The organism is Klenkia brasiliensis (assembly GCF_900100695.1).
Lineage (GTDB): Bacteria > Actinomycetota > Actinomycetes > Mycobacteriales > Geodermatophilaceae > Klenkia > Klenkia brasiliensis.
The window spans coordinates 232,573-248,480 of record NZ_FNCF01000003.1 but is presented as its reverse complement, the minus strand read 5'-3'; the positions used below and the strand labels follow the sequence as shown (position 1 = coordinate 248,480).

At 75.5% G+C, this 15,908-nt stretch carries 14 protein-coding genes; 5 read left to right on the top strand and 9 right to left on the bottom strand.

All coding sequences use genetic code 11. From position 1 onward, the window contains the following. Positions 1–23: 23 nt before the first annotated feature. Genes BLT39_RS23290 through ppk2 form a run of 4 tightly spaced genes read right to left on the bottom strand, consistent with a single transcriptional unit; the run spans position 24 to position 3,373 of the window. Positions 24–509 (bottom strand): nucleoside deaminase, encoded by a 486-nt coding sequence (locus BLT39_RS23290; RefSeq protein WP_091062252.1) that lies wholly within the window; start codon positions 507–509, stop codon positions 24–26. After that, complete coding sequence (locus BLT39_RS09810; RefSeq protein WP_207507821.1) at positions 506–1,549, bottom strand: Gfo/Idh/MocA family protein; 1,044 nt, start codon at positions 1,547–1,549, stop codon at positions 506–508. Before BLT39_RS09810 ends, BLT39_RS23290 begins: the two co-directional genes overlap by 4 nt. Before the next feature lie 36 nt (positions 1,550–1,585). Continuing rightward, positions 1,586–2,392, bottom strand: coding sequence for a glycoside hydrolase family 25 domain-containing protein (locus BLT39_RS09805; RefSeq protein WP_091062249.1), 807 nt, complete (start codon positions 2,390–2,392; stop codon positions 1,586–1,588). Between the two features lie 18 nt (positions 2,393–2,410). Beyond that, complete coding sequence (gene ppk2, locus BLT39_RS09800; protein ID WP_242658289.1) at positions 2,411–3,373, bottom strand: polyphosphate kinase 2; 963 nt, start codon at positions 3,371–3,373, stop codon at positions 2,411–2,413. Positions 3,374–3,538: 165 nt separating this feature from the next. Here ppk2 and BLT39_RS09795 point away from each other — a divergent pair, with 165 nt between their 5' ends. The 4 genes from BLT39_RS09795 (at position 3,539) to BLT39_RS09780 (ending at position 9,779) form a co-directional block, all read left to right on the top strand. Further along, on the top strand, positions 3,539–4,636 hold the full coding sequence (locus BLT39_RS09795; protein WP_165640221.1) for an MGDG synthase family glycosyltransferase: 1,098 nt from the start codon (positions 3,539–3,541) through the stop codon (positions 4,634–4,636). 73 nt (positions 4,637–4,709) lie between these two features. Beyond that, entirely contained in the window at positions 4,710–5,969 is a 1,260-nt protein-coding gene (locus tag BLT39_RS09790) for an alkaline phosphatase family protein (RefSeq protein ID WP_091062247.1), read from the top strand. Between the two features lie 41 nt (positions 5,970–6,010). Further along, positions 6,011–7,039, top strand: a complete 1,029-nt coding sequence (locus BLT39_RS09785) for an Atu2307/SP_0267 family LLM class monooxygenase (RefSeq protein WP_091062244.1) — start codon at positions 6,011–6,013, stop codon at positions 7,037–7,039. A 136-nt stretch (positions 7,040–7,175) separates the two neighbouring features. After that, the gene (locus BLT39_RS09780) at positions 7,176–9,779 is read left to right on the top strand and encodes a putative bifunctional diguanylate cyclase/phosphodiesterase (RefSeq protein ID WP_207507820.1); all 2,604 of its coding nucleotides are present in this window, start codon (positions 7,176–7,178) and stop codon (positions 9,777–9,779) included. Positions 9,780–9,831: 52 nt separating this feature from the next. Here BLT39_RS09780 and BLT39_RS09775 read toward each other — a convergent pair whose 3' ends face one another. Genes BLT39_RS09775 through BLT39_RS09760 form a run of 4 tightly spaced genes read right to left on the bottom strand, consistent with a single transcriptional unit; the run spans position 9,832 to position 13,194 of the window. Next, positions 9,832–10,356, bottom strand: a complete 525-nt coding sequence (locus BLT39_RS09775; protein ID WP_091062239.1) for a DUF1097 domain-containing protein — start codon at positions 10,354–10,356, stop codon at positions 9,832–9,834. 14 nt (positions 10,357–10,370) lie between these two features. Then, positions 10,371–11,396: an NAD(P)-dependent alcohol dehydrogenase gene (locus BLT39_RS09770; RefSeq protein WP_091062237.1), complete on the bottom strand. Its 1,026-nt coding sequence runs from the start codon at positions 11,394–11,396 to the stop codon at positions 10,371–10,373. Then, positions 11,393–12,148: an iron-sulfur cluster assembly protein gene (locus BLT39_RS09765; RefSeq protein ID WP_091062234.1), complete on the bottom strand. Its 756-nt coding sequence runs from the start codon at positions 12,146–12,148 to the stop codon at positions 11,393–11,395. The genes BLT39_RS09770 and BLT39_RS09765 overlap by 4 nt, the downstream gene beginning before the upstream one ends. Then, the gene (locus tag BLT39_RS09760) at positions 12,145–13,194 is read right to left on the bottom strand and encodes an amidohydrolase family protein (RefSeq protein ID WP_091062232.1); all 1,050 of its coding nucleotides are present in this window, start codon (positions 13,192–13,194) and stop codon (positions 12,145–12,147) included. The genes BLT39_RS09765 and BLT39_RS09760 overlap by 4 nt, the downstream gene beginning before the upstream one ends. Before the next feature lie 149 nt (positions 13,195–13,343). On the opposite strand from BLT39_RS09760, the gene BLT39_RS09755 reads away from it, so the two are divergent. Further along, positions 13,344–14,759 carry an AAA-type ATPase lid domain-containing protein gene (locus BLT39_RS09755; RefSeq protein WP_242658288.1) on the top strand — a complete coding sequence of 472 codons (1,416 nt, stop codon included), beginning with the start codon at positions 13,344–13,346 and terminating at the stop codon, positions 14,757–14,759. On the opposite strand, the gene BLT39_RS09750 is transcribed toward BLT39_RS09755, so the two are convergent. Then, entirely contained in the window at positions 14,756–15,907 is a 1,152-nt protein-coding gene (locus BLT39_RS09750; RefSeq protein ID WP_242658287.1) for an MFS transporter, read from the bottom strand. The genes BLT39_RS09755 and BLT39_RS09750 overlap by 4 nt on opposite strands. Between the last annotated feature and the right edge of the window lies 1 nt (position 15,908).

The window sequence follows — 15,908 nt, the reverse complement described above, 5'->3', positions numbered from 1 at the left end:
CGGGCGGCCCGCCGTCGAGTGGCTCAGCCGCGGCTGCGGTGCAGCCGGACGTGCAGCTCCCGCACCCGGGCGGACAGCTCCTCGTCCGGGCCGTCGACCGGGATGCCCGGTGCCACCGTCCGCACCGGCAGGGTGGCCACCGGGCCCGGGGCGACGCCGAGCTCCTGGAGCCACTGCGCGAGCTGCGCGGAGGAGCTGGCGTAGACGATCCGGCCGAGGCCGACCCAGGCGTGCGCGGCCGAGCACATCGGGCAGTGCTCGCCGGAGGTGTAGACCGTGGCAGCGGGGCGCTGGTCGGCGGGCACGTGCTCGGCGGCCCACCGGGCCAGCTCGAACTCCGGGTGCCGGGTGGCGTCGCCGCCGGCGACCCGGTTGCGGTCCTCGGCGAGCACGGTGCCGTCGGCGGCCACCAGGACCGAGCCGAACGGCTCGTCCCCGGCGTCCAGTGCCTGCTCGGCCAGCTCGACGCAGCGGGCCAGGTGGGTGCGGTCGGTGCCGGAGAGGGTCACGGGGCCACCGTCCCGCCGCCGGTGGCGCTGCGCCGGGCGGCGTCGAGCACCCGGGCGGTCGCCACGGCGTCGCGCGGGTCGACCGGCACCGGGCCCCGGCCACGGACGGCGTCGGCGAAGGCCGGGTAGAAGGTGTTCCAGGCGCCCCGCTCGCTGGGCACCTCGACCGAGTCGGCCCCGGTGTGCAGCCGGCCCCAGGCCTCGCGCGGCTCGGTGCCCCAGTCGGCCGGTGCCACCCCGGCCAGGGACGCCGCCTCCTGGCCGTCCATGGCACCCAGCCCGCGGTCGTCGGTGCCGGTCCCGACCACGTAGCTCCCCGCCGAGCCGGTGACCCGCAGCCGCGGGCCGGGCGCCCCCTGCCGCCAGCTGCCCTGCAGCACCGACCGGGCGCCGCCGGCGTGGTCGAGCAGCACCAGGACGTCGTCGTCGAGCCCGGAGTCGCGCACCGACCAGCGGGCGGTCACCTGCGCCACGGGACCGAGCAGGACCAGCGCCTGGTCGACCAGGTGGCTGCCGAAGTCCAGCAGCGTGCCACCGCCCGCGGCGCCGGGACCGGGGCCCGGTGCCCACCGCTCGAACCGCGACTCCAGCGACCGCACCTCGCCCAGCGACCCGTCGGCGACCAGCCGCTGCACGGTGCGGAAGTCCGAGTCCCACCGCCGGTTCTGGTAGGGGGACAGCGCGAGACCGGCCGCGGCCGCCCGGTCGACCGACGCCTGGGCGGCGGCGGCGTCCAGCGCGAACGGCTTGTCGCAGACGACGGCCAGGCCGAGGTCCAGCGCCCGGTCGGTCAGCTCGCTGTGCGTGCCGGCCGGGGTCGAGATCGCCACCGCCTCCGCGCCCGCGTCCGCCAGCGCCTCCAGGGAGTCGAAGCAGGCGGTCCCGGGGTGGTCGGAGGCCACCAGGGCCCGCCGCTCCGCCGACGTCGTCACCACCCCGGTGAACTCGACGCCCTGCGCCGCGGCCAGCAGCGGGGCGTGGAAGAACCGCCCGCCGAAGCCGTAGCCGACCAACCCGAACCGCACCGCACCGGAGTCCACGGACGGGAGTCTGCCGGGCGAGGGCCCGGCAGGGTCTCAGCAGGGCAGGTCGTGGTCCAGCAGCCGGCCGTCCAGCTCGGTGACGAACTGGGCCAGGACGACGTCGCCGCCGGCCGTGAGCGACGCCGACGAGCACAGCTGGGCCGCCCCGACCGGGTCGGAGGCGCCGGCCAGCCAGCTGTCCAGCTCGTGCAGCGAGGACCCCGGCGGCACCCAGCCGACGATCTGCGCCCACTGCTGGCCGCTGGAGTACAGCCCGACCGGGGCGCCGGTGGCGGCCAGGTAGTCGGCCATGCCCTCCAGGGTGGCGCGGTTGGCCGCCTGCGCCGCGGCCGAGCCGGTCTGCCAGGTGTTCTCGGTCTCCACGTCCAGCCACCAGGTGAGCTCGGCGGGCACCAGCGGGACGCCGGCGCGGGCGGCCGCGGGCAGCAGGAAGGCGTGGATGTCGACCGCGGCGCGGGTGCGGCCGTAGACGTAGGAGCAGGCCGGGCCCGGGCCGCCGTCGCACACCCCGTAGGGGCTGTCGCCGCTGCTGGGCCAGGTGCTCACCGCGTCGCGCTGCTGGCCGGGGTTGGCGGTGTTGACGTAGACCTGCACCGGGCCTAGCGCCGCCGACCAGGCCAGCTGCTCCCCCAGGCACGGGTTGACCGTGGTGGCCAGGCCGCCGTTGACGCCCACGACGCCGAAGGACGCCACCGCCGGCAGCGGCTGGTCGCACTGCGGGTAGGACACGTCGTAGCCGATGCCGTCGTCCGCGGGGGCCGCGGCGGCGGTCCCGGGCGCGCCGAGCGCACCGACCACCAGCCCCGCCAGCACGGCGAGGGCACCCCGACGAGCCCCCATGCGGGCGACGGTACAACCTCAGGCGGGTCGGGCGTCGGCCTCCAGCACGTCGTGCGCGCTGACCACCACGAGCGGGTCGGGGGAGCCGACGAGGGCCTCGTCGCGGTCGGTGTAGGGCAGCACCGACAGCACGTGCCGCATGGCCTCCAGGCGGGCGCGCTTCTTGTCGTTGCTGCGCACCACCGTCCACGGCGCGTGGTCGGTGTCGGTGGCGGCGAACACCGCCTCCTTGGCCGCGGTGTAGTCGTCCCACCGGTCCAGCGAGGCGAGGTCGGTGGGGGAGAGCTTCCACTGCCGCACCGGGTCGATCTGGCGGACCACGAAGCGGGTCCGCTGCTCGCCGCGGGTCACCGAGAACCACAGCTTGACCAGCGTCGTGCCGCTGTCGACGAGCATCCGCTCGAACTCCGGGGCCTGCCGGCAGAACAGCCGGTACTCCTCGTCGGTGCAGTAGCCCATCACCCGCTCCACGCCGCCGCGGTTGTACCAGGACCGGTCGAACAGGGTGATCTCGCCGGCGGCGGGGAGGTGGGCGGTGTAGCGCTGGAAGTACCACTGGCCGCGCTCGCGCTCGGTGGGCTTGTCCAGCGCGACCACCCGGGCGCCGCGGGGGTTGAGGTGCTCGGTGAACCGCTCGATGGTGCCGCCCTTGCCGGCGGCGTCCCGGCCTTCGAAGACCACGACCAGCCGCTGGCCGGTGTCCTTGACCCAGCCCTGCATCTTCAGCAGCTCGATCTGCAGCCGGCGCTTCTCGATCTCGTACTCCCGGCGGTGCAGCCGGGAGTCGTAGGGGTAGTCCTCGCGCCAGGTCTCGACGAGGCGGCCCGCGGGGTCGAGCAGCTCGCGGTCGTCGTCCCAGTCCTCGTCGGAGTTCCCGTCCGGGAGCGGCGCCAGGCGCCAGCCGGCGAGGTCCTGCCACCTTCCCCGGAGCTCGGGGTCGGCGACGTAGTGCGGGGCTGCGGGGACGTCGAGGGGGGCCACCGGCGCAGGGTGCCCCGGCGGGGCGGCCACCGGGTTCCGCGGACGTGGACACCAGGTGAAGGTCGCCGCCGCGCCCCCGCCGCGCCCCCGCCGGCCACGCGCTGTTCGCCGACCCGCAAGCGCGCCCACGCCGGCCGTCGACCCGGGGCGTGCAGCGTCGGCCCCGTGGACAGCCCGCCGACCCGCCCCGGCCCCGTGGTGCTCGTCGTGTCGGCAGCCGTCGGGGCCGGGCACGACGCAGCCGCCGCCGAGCTCGCCGCCCGCCTGCGGTCCTCCGGTGCTGCGGTGCGGGTGCAGGACCTGCTGACCGCGCTGCCCGGGCCGGTGCGCCGGGTGGTCGGGGACGCCTACGGTCCCTGCGTCAACCGCGCCCCGGCGGCGTTCGAGCTGCTCGTGCGGGGGCTGGAGCGCGACGGCGTGCTGTGGCGGGCGGCCCGGCGGGCGGCCACCTCCGCAGCGCCGGCCGTGGACCGCTGGGTGCGCGAGTGCGCTCCCGACGTCGTCGTCTCCACCCACCCGCTGGCCTCCCAGACGCTCGGCGACCTGCGCGCCGCGGGCCGGCTGGGGGCACCGGTGCTCACGTACCTGACCGACCCGGCGGTGCACCGCACCTGGGTGCACCCCGCCGTGGACGCCCACCTGACCGTCACCGAGGCCACCGCCCGGCACGGCCGCTCGCGCTACGGCGTGCCGATGACGGCAGCCGGGCCGCTGGTGCCGGCCCGGTTCGCCGTGCCGGTGCCCTCCCGGTGCACCGCGCGGCTGCGCGCCGGGCTCGGCCTGGACGGCGCCCGGCCGGTGGCCCTCGTGGTGGCCGGTTCGCTGGGGCTCGGCGACGTCGGCACCACGGTCGCGGACCTGCTCGCCGTGGGGGCCGCGCCGGTGGTGCTGTGCGGGCGCAACGAGCGGCGCCGGGCGCGGCTGGCCGCGCTCCCCGGTGTGGTCGCGCTGGGCTGGCGGGACGACGTCCCCGAGCTGATGGCCGTCGCCGATGTGCTGGTGCACAACGCCGGCGGCATGGCCTGCACCGAGGCGCTGGTGGCCGGTCTGCCCCTGGTGACCCACCGGCCCATCCCCGGGCACGGTCGGGCGAACGCCGCCGTGCTGGCCGGGGCGGGTCTCGCGCCGTGGACCACGACGCGGGCGCAGCTGAGCGCCGCGGTGCTGGGGGCGGCGGGTCGTCCCCGCCGCCGGCCGGTGCACCCCGACCCGGCCGAGCTGGTGCTGGCGGGGCTGCGCGGGCGGGTGCCCGCGGCCGCGTGACCCCGAGGTGAACATCCGGGGACGCCTCCGTGCGGGCCGTACCCGGGGCAGCGGGAGCACGTTGGATCCGGGCATGACCGACCTCTCCCGCCGCCGCTTCCTGCAGGTCACCGCTGCCGGGGGCGCGGGCGTGCTGCTCTCGACCGCGGCCGGGGCCCGACCCGCCCGGGCGACCGGCACCGACCTGCGGGTCTACGTGCTGGTCACCGACGGCATGCGGCCCGACGAGGTGACGGCGCTGACCACCCCGACGCTGTGGTCGCTGCAGCAGGCGGGGACGACGTTCCCGAACGCGCGGTCGCTGCCGGTGATGGAGACCATCCCCAACCACGTGATGATGATGAGCGGGGTGCGCCCGGACCGGTCCGGCGTCCCGGCCAACGCGGTCTTCGACCGGGCCGAGGGCGCCGTCCGCACCCTGGACCGGCAAACCGACCTGAAGGCGCCGACCCTGCTGGAACGGCTCGCGGCGACCGGTCGCACGACCGGGTCGGTGCTGAGCAAGGAGTACCTGTACGGCATCTTCGGCACCCGCGCGACGCACCGCTGGGAGCCCTTCCCGCTCGTCCCGGTCACCGAGCACGCCCCGGACGCGGCCACCATGGACGCCGCGATCGCGATGGTCGACGAGTTCGACCCGCACCTGGTGTTCGTCAACCTGGGCGACGTCGACCGGGTGGGGCACTCCGACGTCACCGGCCCGCTGGGCCTGGCCGCGGCCCGGCGGGCCTCGCTGACCACCCAGGACCTGCAGGTCGCCCGGTTCACCACGCACCTGCAGACCACCGGCCGGTGGGCCTCGTCGGTGCTGGTGGTGCTGGCCGACCACTCGATGGACTTCTCGGTGCCGACGAACGTGATCTCGGTGGACCTGGTCCTGCAGGCCCGGCCGGACCTGCGCAGCCAGGTGCAGATCGGCCAGAACGGCGGCGCGGACCTCCTCTACTGGACCGGCGCGGCCCGCGACCGCAGCCGGGGGCTGCAGGAGGTCGCGTCGCTGGTGCGCGCCCACCCGGGGGTGCTGTCGGTGCAGCCGCCCGCCCAGCTGCGGCTGGGTCCGGAGGCCGGTGACCTCGTCGCCTACTGCCGCCCGGGGTGGCGGTTCAGCGACCCGACGGTGGTCAGCAACCCGATCCCCGGCAACCACGGCCACCCCGCCACCGAGCCCATCCCGTTCTTCGTGGCCGGCGGCCACCCGCGGGTGCGGCAGGGTGTGTCCACCGCGCAGGCCCGCACGGTCGACGTCGCCCCGACCGTCGGCTCGCTGTTCGGGCTGTCGGCCCCGCGCGGCGGCTACGACGGGACGGCGCGCCGGGAGGCCTTCCGCCGCTGAGGGGGTGGCGAAACGGTTGAACGTTTGACTATCATCGGGTCATGCACATCGGCATCGACAGCTTCGTCGCCGCAGTCACCGACCCGACCACCGGCGAGGCCGTCGGGCCTCAGCAGCGGATGGCCCACCTGCTCGAGGAGATCGCCCTGGCCGACCAGGTGGGGCTGTACTCCTTCGGCATCGGTGAGCACCACCGGCCCGAGTACTACGACTCCGCGCCGGCGATCATCCTGGCCGCCGCGGCCGCCCGCACCGAGCGGATCCGGCTGGGCAGCGCGGTCACCGTGCTGTCGGCGGCCGACCCGGTCCGGGTCTTCCAGCAGTTCGCCACCCTGGACCTGATCTCCGGCGGGCGCACCGACCTGGTCGTGGGCCGCGGCTCCTTCACCGAGGCCTTCCCGCTGTTCGGCCTGCCCCTGTCGGACTACGACTCGCTGTTCACCGAGAAGCTCGAGCTGCTGCTGCAGATCCGGGAGTCCGAGCGGGTCACCTGGTCCGGCCGGCACCGGCCCGCGCTGACCGGCCAGGGCGTCTACCCCCGCCCGGCGCAGGAGCGGCTGCCCATCTGGGTCGGCGTCGGCGGCAGCCCCGAGTCCTTCGCCCGCGCCGGCCTGCTCGGCCTGCCGCTGATGATCGCGATCATCGGCGGGGAGCCCCGCCAGTTCGCGCCGCTGGTCGACCTGTACCGGCGGGCCGGCGCCCAGGCCGGGCACGCCCCCGAGCAGCTCCAGGTGGGCCTGCACGTGTTCGGCTACGTCGGCGAGAGCACCGAGGCCGCCTCCGACACCATCTACCCCGGCTGGCACGAGATGTTCACCAAGATCAGCCGCGAGCGCGGGTTCCGCCAGCCCACCCGCGCCCAGTTCGACGCCACCTCCGGCCCCGACGGCGCGTTCTTCATGGGCTCGCCGCAGACGGTGGCCGAGAAGATCCGGCGCGTGTCCGACCAGCTCGGCGGGGTGGACCGCCTGTCGATCCAGATGACCAACCCGCGGCTGGCCCACGCCGACCTGCTGCGCGGGATCGAGCTGCTGGGCACCGAGGTCGCGCCGCTCGTCGCCGACGCCTGACCCCGGGGGGTGAGGCCGGGCGGGGCCGCTCAAGCGGTCCCGCCGGCCCGCCGACATCCGGGTCGTGTGGACTCGGAACCGACCGTCCGCCGGCGCCCGCCGGGGGACACCGCTGTGGGCGCTGCTGATGGTGCTCGTGCTGCTCCCGCTGAGCAGCCTGACCGCCTTCGCCGTGGTGCTCGCCGTCCGGGCCTCCGACGCCGCCGACGACTCCGCGGCCGCCGCCGAGCAGGTGCGCGCCTACGGCCAGCTGGCCCGGGCCTCGGCCGCGGTCGACCAGGAGCTGCTGGTCCTGGTGGTCGCCGCCGCGATGGACGACCCCGGCGCGCGCACCACGCTGGGGATCACCGCCCAGTTCGCCGACGCCGTGGCCGGCCAGCTCACGGCGGCGGTGGACCGCGTGCGGGCCGAGACGGACACCCAGCTCGCCCGGGCGGCCGCGTTCCCCGCCGCCGCCGGGGCCGCGCGCACCGCGCAGGACGACGTCACCGAGCTCCGCGCGGTCGTCGACGACGGGACCGCCGGTGACCTCACGGCGCTGCGGGCCAGCTGGACCGCGGTGTCGGACCAGCTGCACGAGCGGCAGAACGCCGTGGTCGTCTCCGCGGCCAGCGCCGCCACCAGCACCGCCACGGTGGCCGCCATCCGCGACGTCCGGCTGGTCGCCGAGCTGACCGCCGCCCTCAACCCCGACGTCGTGGACTACCTGGGCTGGCTGCTGCTGTCGGGCACCGACGAGGGCCCGGCCCGGCAGTGGGAGTGGCTGCAGTCGCACAGCGCCGTCGAGCTGGCCCGCACCGCGCTGACCACCACGACCGACCCCCGCCTGCGCGCCGAGGCCACGGCGCTGGCCACCACCCCGGACGCCGTCACCGTGGACACCGTGCTCTCCGCCGCCGTCCGCGGGGACGTCGCCGCGCCCGGGCTGCTGCAGCTGCAGGCCACGGTGCTGGCCGCGAACGCGCTCACCGAGCAGACCAACGACGTCCTGGCCGACGCGGTCGACGTGGCCGCCGATTCTGCCGCCGCCGACGGGGCGCGGGCCGGGGCCGAGCGCGACGGCACCGTGCTGGCCGCCGTCCTCGCCGTGCTGGGGACGGTGCTGATCCTCGCGCTGGTCGGCCGCCGCGTGACCCGGACCCTGCGCCGGCTCTCCGAGCAGGCCGACGAGGTCAGCCAGGGCCGCCTGGTGGACGTCGACGTGGCCGGCCCCCGCGAGGTCCGCTCGGTCGGCCGGGCCCTGGGTGCTGCGGTCGGGAGCCTGCGCCGGGTGCAGTCCCAGGCCCGCGCCGTCGCGCGCGGCGACCTCGCCGACCCGGTGCTCGACGAGCCGCTGCCCGGCCCGCTGGGCGAGGTGCTGCACGCCTCGGTGGAGCAGCTGGTCACCTCGCTGCGCCAGCGCGACCGGCTGCAGACCGCGCTGAGCCACCAGGCCGCGCACGACCCGCTCACCGACCTGCCCAACCGCGCGCGGGCGCTGGAGCTCACCACCGCCGCGCTGCACCGCGCCCGCCGGGCCGGCGCCGCCACCGGCCTGCTGTTCGTCGACCTCGACGGGTTCAAGGGCGTCAACGACCGGGCCGGCCACGCCGCCGGCGACGCCGTCCTGCAGGCGGTCGGCGCCCGGATGCGGGAGCAGGCCCGGGCCGGGGACACGGTGTGCCGGCTGGGTGGCGACGAGTTCGTCGTCCTGGTCGAGGCCGTCGCCGACGTCGCCGAGCTGGTCGCGCTGGGCGAGCGGCTCGTCGCCGCGGTCTCGCAGCCGCTGGTCGTGGCGACCGCGAGCGGACCCCGGCCGGTGGCCGTCGGTGCCAGCGTCGGCGTCGCGGTGGCGCAGGACGGCGAGGTCGACGGCGACGAGCTGCTGGCCCAGGCCGACGCGGCGGTGTACCGCGCCAAGCACACCGGCCGCGGCCGCGTGGAGGTCTTCGACGAGCGGCTGCGCGCGCACATCGACGAGCGCCGCGACGTCGAGGAGGCCCTGCGCCACGGCCTGGCCTCGGGCGAGGTGCACGTGCTCTACCAGCCGGTGCTCGACGTCGCCTCCGGCACCCTGGTCGGCTTCGAGGCACTGGCCCGCTGGGACCGGCCCGGCGCGGGCCTGCTCTCCCCGGATGCGTTCGTGCCGGTGGCCGAGCAGTCGGACCTGATCTGCGAGCTGGACCGCTGGGTGCTGCGCTCGGCGGTCGACCAGCTCGGTGCCTGGCGCATCGGTGCCGGGCAGGGTGCCGCGGACGGCGACGTCCGGGTCGCGGTGAACCTGTCGGCCCGCACCCTCAGCGACCCGCGGATCACCGACACCGTGGTGAGCACGCTGGCCTTCGCCGGCGTCCCGGCCCGCTGCCTGGTGCTCGAGGTGGCCGAGTCCGCCGTCGTGGAGTCCCCGGTGCTGCTGACCCAGCTCGCCGCCCTGCGCGCCGTGGGGGTGTCGGTGGCGCTGGACGACTTCGGCACCGGCACCACCTCGATCGGGGCGCTGCGGCACCTGCCGGTGGACACCCTCAAGGTCGACGGCAGCTTCCTGTCCGCCGACCCGGCCGACCAGCGGCTGGTCGCCCTCATGGTGGCCACCGCCCACGCCAGCGGGTTGACCGTGGTGGCCGAGGGCGTGGAGCGCGCCGACGTGCTGGACCGGCTGGCCGCCGACGCCTGCGACGCCGCGCAGGGGTTCCACCTCTCCGCGCCGCTGCCCCCGGTCGAGGCGGGCCGGGTGTTCGCCGCCGGCGTCCCGGTCGGCTGAGCCCGGCAGGGCCCGGTCCTCCGCGCGGAGGACCGGGCCCTGCTGCACCGCGCTAGGCGGCGGCCCTCTCCCCGGCGGCCGGGGCCGCCGTCGAGGTGCCGCCCATGGCCCGCTCGACGACGTCGCCGAGGATCTCCGAGAGGAAGGCCAGCAGCGCCCCACCCACCAGCGAGATCAGCGTGGGCAGGAACAGCCCGCCGGTGCCGAAGAAGCACGCCGCCCCGATGAAGGCCCCGGGGATGAACGCCAGCGGCTTCACCCCGGCCTGCACGCACATGGCGAACGCGCCGATCGCCACCATCAGCCCCAGCACCGCGGGCGAACCCGCCGCGCTGATCCCCAGGGTGGCCTTCAGGATCAGCCACCCCCACACCAGGCCGCTGAGCGTGGAGCCCAGCGTCGAGACCAGCCCGGCGGTCCGGCCGCCGGCGGCGTAGAACACCGCCCAGGCCGCGAACCCGACCCACACCACGAGGGGCGCGGTCAGCGACCCGATCGCGGTGATGGAGCCGGCTACCCAGGTGAACAGCCCGGCGAGCACCCCGATGGAGATGCCCAGGGCGACGAGACGCCTCATTGCGTCCCTCCCTTTCAGGGGATGAGGATGGCGCGGCCGCGGACGCGGCCGTTGTCCAGGTCCTCGACAGCGCTCTGGAAGTCGTCCAGGGCGTACTTCTGGGTGTGCAACGTGACCCGGCCCGCGGCGGCCAGCGCCATGAGCTCGACCAGGTCGTTGTAGGAGCCGACCAGGTTGCCGATCACGTTGACCTCGGTGGAGACCAGGTCGATGGTCGGGACGTCGACGTTCTCGCCGTAGCCGACCACCGAGTAGTCACCGGCCCGGCGGGTCATCGCCAGGCCCTCCTTGGTGGAGCCGTTCTCGCCGACGAAGTCCACGACGACCTCGGCGCCGTGGCCGCCGGTGAGCTCGAGGACCTGCTCGACGTGGCTGCCGTCGGCCAGCACGCCCCGGTCCGCGCCGATGGACTCGGCGAGCTTGAGGGCGTCGGGGTTGCGGTCGATGACGATGAGCTCGGCTGGGGTGAGGGCCTTGGCCACCTGGATGCCGATGTGCCCCAGCCCGCCGGAGCCGATCATCACCAGCCGGTCACCCGGGTGCAGGCGGCGGGCCGCCTTGGCCACCGCGTGGTAGGCGGTGAGGCCCGCGTCGGCCAGCGCCGCGACGTCCGCGGGCTCCAGCGCGTCGTCGATCTTCACGCAGCTGCGGGCCGAGGTCTTGAGGTACTCGGCGTAGCCCCCGTTGGTGTCGATGCCGGGGAAAGCCGAGTTCTCGCAGTGCACGTCGTCGCCGAAGCGGCAGGCGCGGCACAGCCCGCAGGTGATCAGCGGGTGCAGGATCACCTTGTCCCCGACCGCCACGTTGGTGACCGCGGAGCCGACCGCGTCCACCCAGCCGGCGTTCTCGTGGCCGATCGTGTACGGCAGCTGGACCTGGCTCTTCTCGGCCCACTGGCCCTCGAGGATGTGCAGGTCGGTCCGGCAGACCCCGGCGCCGCCGATCTTGACGACGACGTCGTGCGGGCCGGTCACCTCGGGCTTGTCCAGCTCGGTCAGCTCGAGCTTCTGGTGGTAGCCGGTCACGCGGACGGCCTTCATCGGAGGACCTCCAGGGGGAGTGCGGAGTCGATGGACAGGCGGAAGACCTGGTCGGCCTCCGAGCCGGGGTAGCGGGTGGTGAGCAGGCCGCGGCAGAAGTGCGCGTTGCCGTCGACGGAGACGCGCACCGACCGGGCCTTGCGGAAGGTCAGCGCGACCTGCTCGGGCGCCGGCGGGGTGCCGTCGGGGCCCAGCAGCACGGGTGACGCCGGGTCCGTGGGCAGCCCCAGCGCGGTGCGGCGGGACAGCAGGGAGTCGGTCTCCTTCCCGGCCGGCAGGTCACCCAGCCGGACGGCGGCGACGTCGTCCTCGGTCCGGCGCGGGTCGGCGCGCACCCAGGTGGTGAGCGCCCGCTCCATCGCCGCGGTGTGCGCCTTGCGGTGGAAGGTGGCCCGCAGCTCGTCGAGGGACTCCTCCGCCTCGTGGCCGAAGGTGCCGCGGTAGTCGGCGTCGGCGGCCAGGCCTGCGTTGATGAGGTCGGAGTCGTGGTGGTCGTCGAGCTCGATGACGACCCGGCCCGTGCCCGGGACGGCGCGGACGGCGTCCCGGGCGTCGCTGACCATGAGCCAGGCGAAGTTGGGCGCGCAGAACGAGGTGGGCAGCCGCAGGTGCACCTCCACGTCGGCACCGCGCACGGCCACCGAGCGGACGAAGCCGAGGTCGGTCACGGCTTCGTCCAGCTCGGGGTCGACCACGGTGCCCAGCGCGTCCCGGACCGCTGCCTCGGTGACCCCGCTGAGCACGGCGGTCATGCCATCGCCAGGTTCTTGTCGGCGGCCTCGGGGTCGCGCGGGCCGGTGGCGGTGGCGTCGGCCTCGGCGACCTGCAGCTCCGCCGGCACCGGGATGTCGTAGAGCTTGGCGGCGTTGAGGCCCAGGATCTTGCGCTTCTGGTCGGTGCTGACCGGCGCGTACTCGCTCATGTCCTCGGGGATCTGGAAGTCCACGAAGCGCTCGACGAGCCACTTCGGCGTCCAGATCGCGTAGTCGCTGGAGAACAGGATGCGGTCCTCGCCGATCCAGTACAGGAGCTCACCGAGGATCTGCGCGAAGTACCGCGGCCGGGTGTGGATGAACGGCATGGCCACGGCCAGGCCGCCGTAGACGTTGGGCTCCTGGGTGGCGATCCAGCAGAAGTCCTCCAGGCGCGGCAGGCCGACGTGCTCGACGATGAAGTTCAGGTCGGTGAAGTCGGTGGCCACGTGGTCCACGTCGGCGACGTCGAAGGCGTCGCGGTCCAGCGGGCGGATGGTGGGGCCCTTGTGGATGTGGATGTTCGTGATGCCGAGCTCGCGGCAGGCCTCGAAGTACTTGTAGGCCATCGGGTCGGTGAGCTTCCAGCCGCGGCTGTCGCCGTGCCAGTCGGCGGTGTAGAGCTTGACGCCCTTGAGGTCCATCCGCTCGGCGTCCTCGCGGAGCTTGTCCAGCCCGTTCTCGCCGTCGCGCGGGTCCCAGTAGTGGTTGTAGGTGAGCTTGTCCGGGTGGGCCTGCGCGAGGGCGAAGGCCTCCTCGGTCTGCCCGAAGCCGTTCTTGTAGAACTCGCCGAGCCGGGCCGGCTGGAAGACGGCGTGGTCGACGATGCCGTCGGCGAACACGTCGCGCATCAGCCGCTCGCCGCCCTGGTAGAGGTACTCGCCGTAGGACCAGACCTCGCTCTCGGGCGAGAGGTTGCGGTGGTAGTCGTAGAAGCAGTCGATGAACTGCTTGCCGTGGACGTTCAGCTGGTTCTCGGGGCGGGCGTCCCAGAGCGCGATGTGCGCGTCCACGACGAAGTAGTCGTTGCCGTCCTTGCTGTACACGGTTCCTCCTGCGGTGGGAGCTGCGGTGCGCCGTGGCCGACGTTAGGGCGGCGTGCAGGGGTGCTGATCCGTCGATGTGTCTCACTTTGAGACGCCGGTCACGGTCGGGTAGGTTGCCCACGACGCAACGGGGCGTCGAGGGGGTGGCCGTGGACGACGGTCTCGAGGTGGTGCGCCCGCGGGTGCGCGCCTCGTGGGTGCGCAGCGAGCGCTACGGCGTCTCGCCCGAGGAGGTCGAGCCGGTCTTCACCGGCGACGTCGACACCGGGTCGCTGTTCTACCGCTGCGGCGCCGAGGTGCTCGGCGCGCTGCACGACACCCTGGGCACCGAGCCGGTCGGGCTGATGATGACCGACCACGAGGGGCTGGTGCTGGCCCGCTGGTCGGTCGACGGCGACATGGTCCGGTCGCTGGACCGGGTGCACCTGGCGCCGGGCTTCTACTTCGGCGAGCGGACGGCGGGGACCAACGGGCTGGCCCTGGCGCTGGCCGACCGCACGCCGTCGCTGGTGCGCTCCGGCGAGCACTTCGTGGCCCCGCTGCGGCGCTACACCTGCGCGGCCGTGCCGGTGCTGGACCCGGGGTCGGGGAACCTGCTGGGCAGCATCAACATGACCACCTGGTCGACCGGGTCCTCGGACCTGCTGCTCGCGCTGGCCCAGTCCGCCGCGGGCAACACCGCGGCCCTCATGCAGTCCCGGGGCGGAGGCGCGATGACCCGCCCGCAGCCGCGGGGCGAGGTCTTCCACGTCGTCACCGATCGGCTGGCCGCCGGGGACGCGGCGTCCTCCCGGGCCTGGACGCAGGCGGTCGGCGCGGCGCGGGAGGCGGTGCGCGCGGGCCGGTTGCTGGCCGTGGTGGGGGAGCCCGGCACCGGCAAGACCGCGGTCGGCGCGCTGGCCCGCCAGGCGGTGGCCCGCCGGGAGCGGGTGCTGGTGGCCCGCCCGCCGGGGGCCGAGGACGTCGACGCGTGGCTGGCGCTGTGGGTGCCGGCACTGGCCGCACCGGACACCTGCGTCGTGGTGGCCGGGGCCGACACGCTGCCGGCGTGGGCGGCCGACCAGCTCGCCGCCGCCGTGACGCCGTCCGCCGTGCCGCCGCTGGTGCTGACCGCGGCAGCGTTCGACGCGCTGCCCGAGCGACTGGCCGCGCTCGTCGACGCGGTGGTGGAGGTGCCCCCGCTGCGGCACCGCCCGGAGGACATCGCGCCGCTGGCCCGGTCCTTCGCCCGCGAGCACCGGCACCGCGACGTGCAGTTCACCCCGCGGGCGGTGCGGGCGCTGGAGGGGCACCGCTGGCCGGAGAACGTGCGGGAGCTGCGGGCCGTCGTCCGGGAGGCGTCGGGGCGCACTGACGTGGTGGACCTGGCGCACCTGCCGCCGTCCGTGCTGACCTCGGGCGGGCGGGCGCTGAGCCGGCTGGAGCAGCTGGAGCGGGACGAGATCCTGCGCTGCCTGACCGCGCCGGGGGCGACCGCGGTGCACGCGGCCGAGGAGCTGGGCATCTCGCGGGCGACCCTCTACCGCAAGATCCGCCAGTACGACCTGCAGATCCCGGGCCGCTAACGCTTCGGGAGCAGCAGCGCCGCCACCAGACCGGCGGCGAGGACGGCGGCGGTGACGCCGAAGGCGAGCTGGTAGTCCACCGCGTCGGTGAGGGCCCCGGCGGCGAGCGGGCCGACGATGCCGCCGAGGTCCGACGCCATCTGGAAGACCGCGACCACCCGGCCGCCGCGGGCGGGGCTGACGTCGGCGACCAGTGCGGCGGGGGCGCTGGCCAGCAGGGAGGCGCCGAGGCCGAACACCGCCATGGAGACCAGGAAGACCGCGGTCGAGGGCGGGCCCGCCAGCAGCGCGACCGAGCCCGTGGCCAGCGCGGTGCCGAGGACGAGCGACGGGCGCCGTCCCCACCCGTCGACCAGGCGGCCCGAGCGCAGCAGGCCGACGGCCTGCGCGACCGAGCCCACCAGCAGGCCGGCGCCGGCCCAGGCGACGGTGCGGCCGAGGTCCTCGGTGACGTAGAGGGGGACCAGGGAGTTGCGGACGCCGGACAGCATCCAGCCCACGCCGAGGTTGACCACCAGCGCGGCGACGTAGGCCCGGTTGCGCAGCGCGGCGGCCAGCGGCAGCGGGGGAGCGGACTGCGGGGTGTCCGGGCTCGCGGTCTGCACGGCGGGGGCACGCAGGAGGACCAGGGCCACCGTGCCGGCGAGCAGCAGGAAGGCGGCGTAGAGCAGGAACGGCAGGCGGGGGGAGAGGGCCGCGAGGAGTCCGCCGGCGGCGGGGCCCGCGATGCCGCCGAGGATGAACCCGCCCTGGAACGTGGCCGCCGACCGGCCGCGGTGCTCGGGCGGCGCGACCCGCAGCAGGAGCGACAGCGCGGCGACGGTGAACATCGCGCTGCCGACGCCGCCGGCCGACCGCAGGGCGAGGAACGCGGGGAAGTGGTCGACCAGCCCGGCCGCGCCGGTGGTCAGCGCGACGACGACGAGGCCGGCGCTGAGCACCAGCCGCTCACCGAAGCGCTCGACCAGGGCACCGCCGCCGAAGGCGGAGACGAACCGGAAGAACGCGAACGAGCTGACCGCCAGGCCCACGGCCGTGCCGCCGACCCCGAAGGACCGCACGTAGATCGGGATGGCGGGCGCGACGATGCCGAAGCCGAGGGCGACGACGAAGGCGACGACGGCCAGGACCCGGACCTCGCGGGGCAAC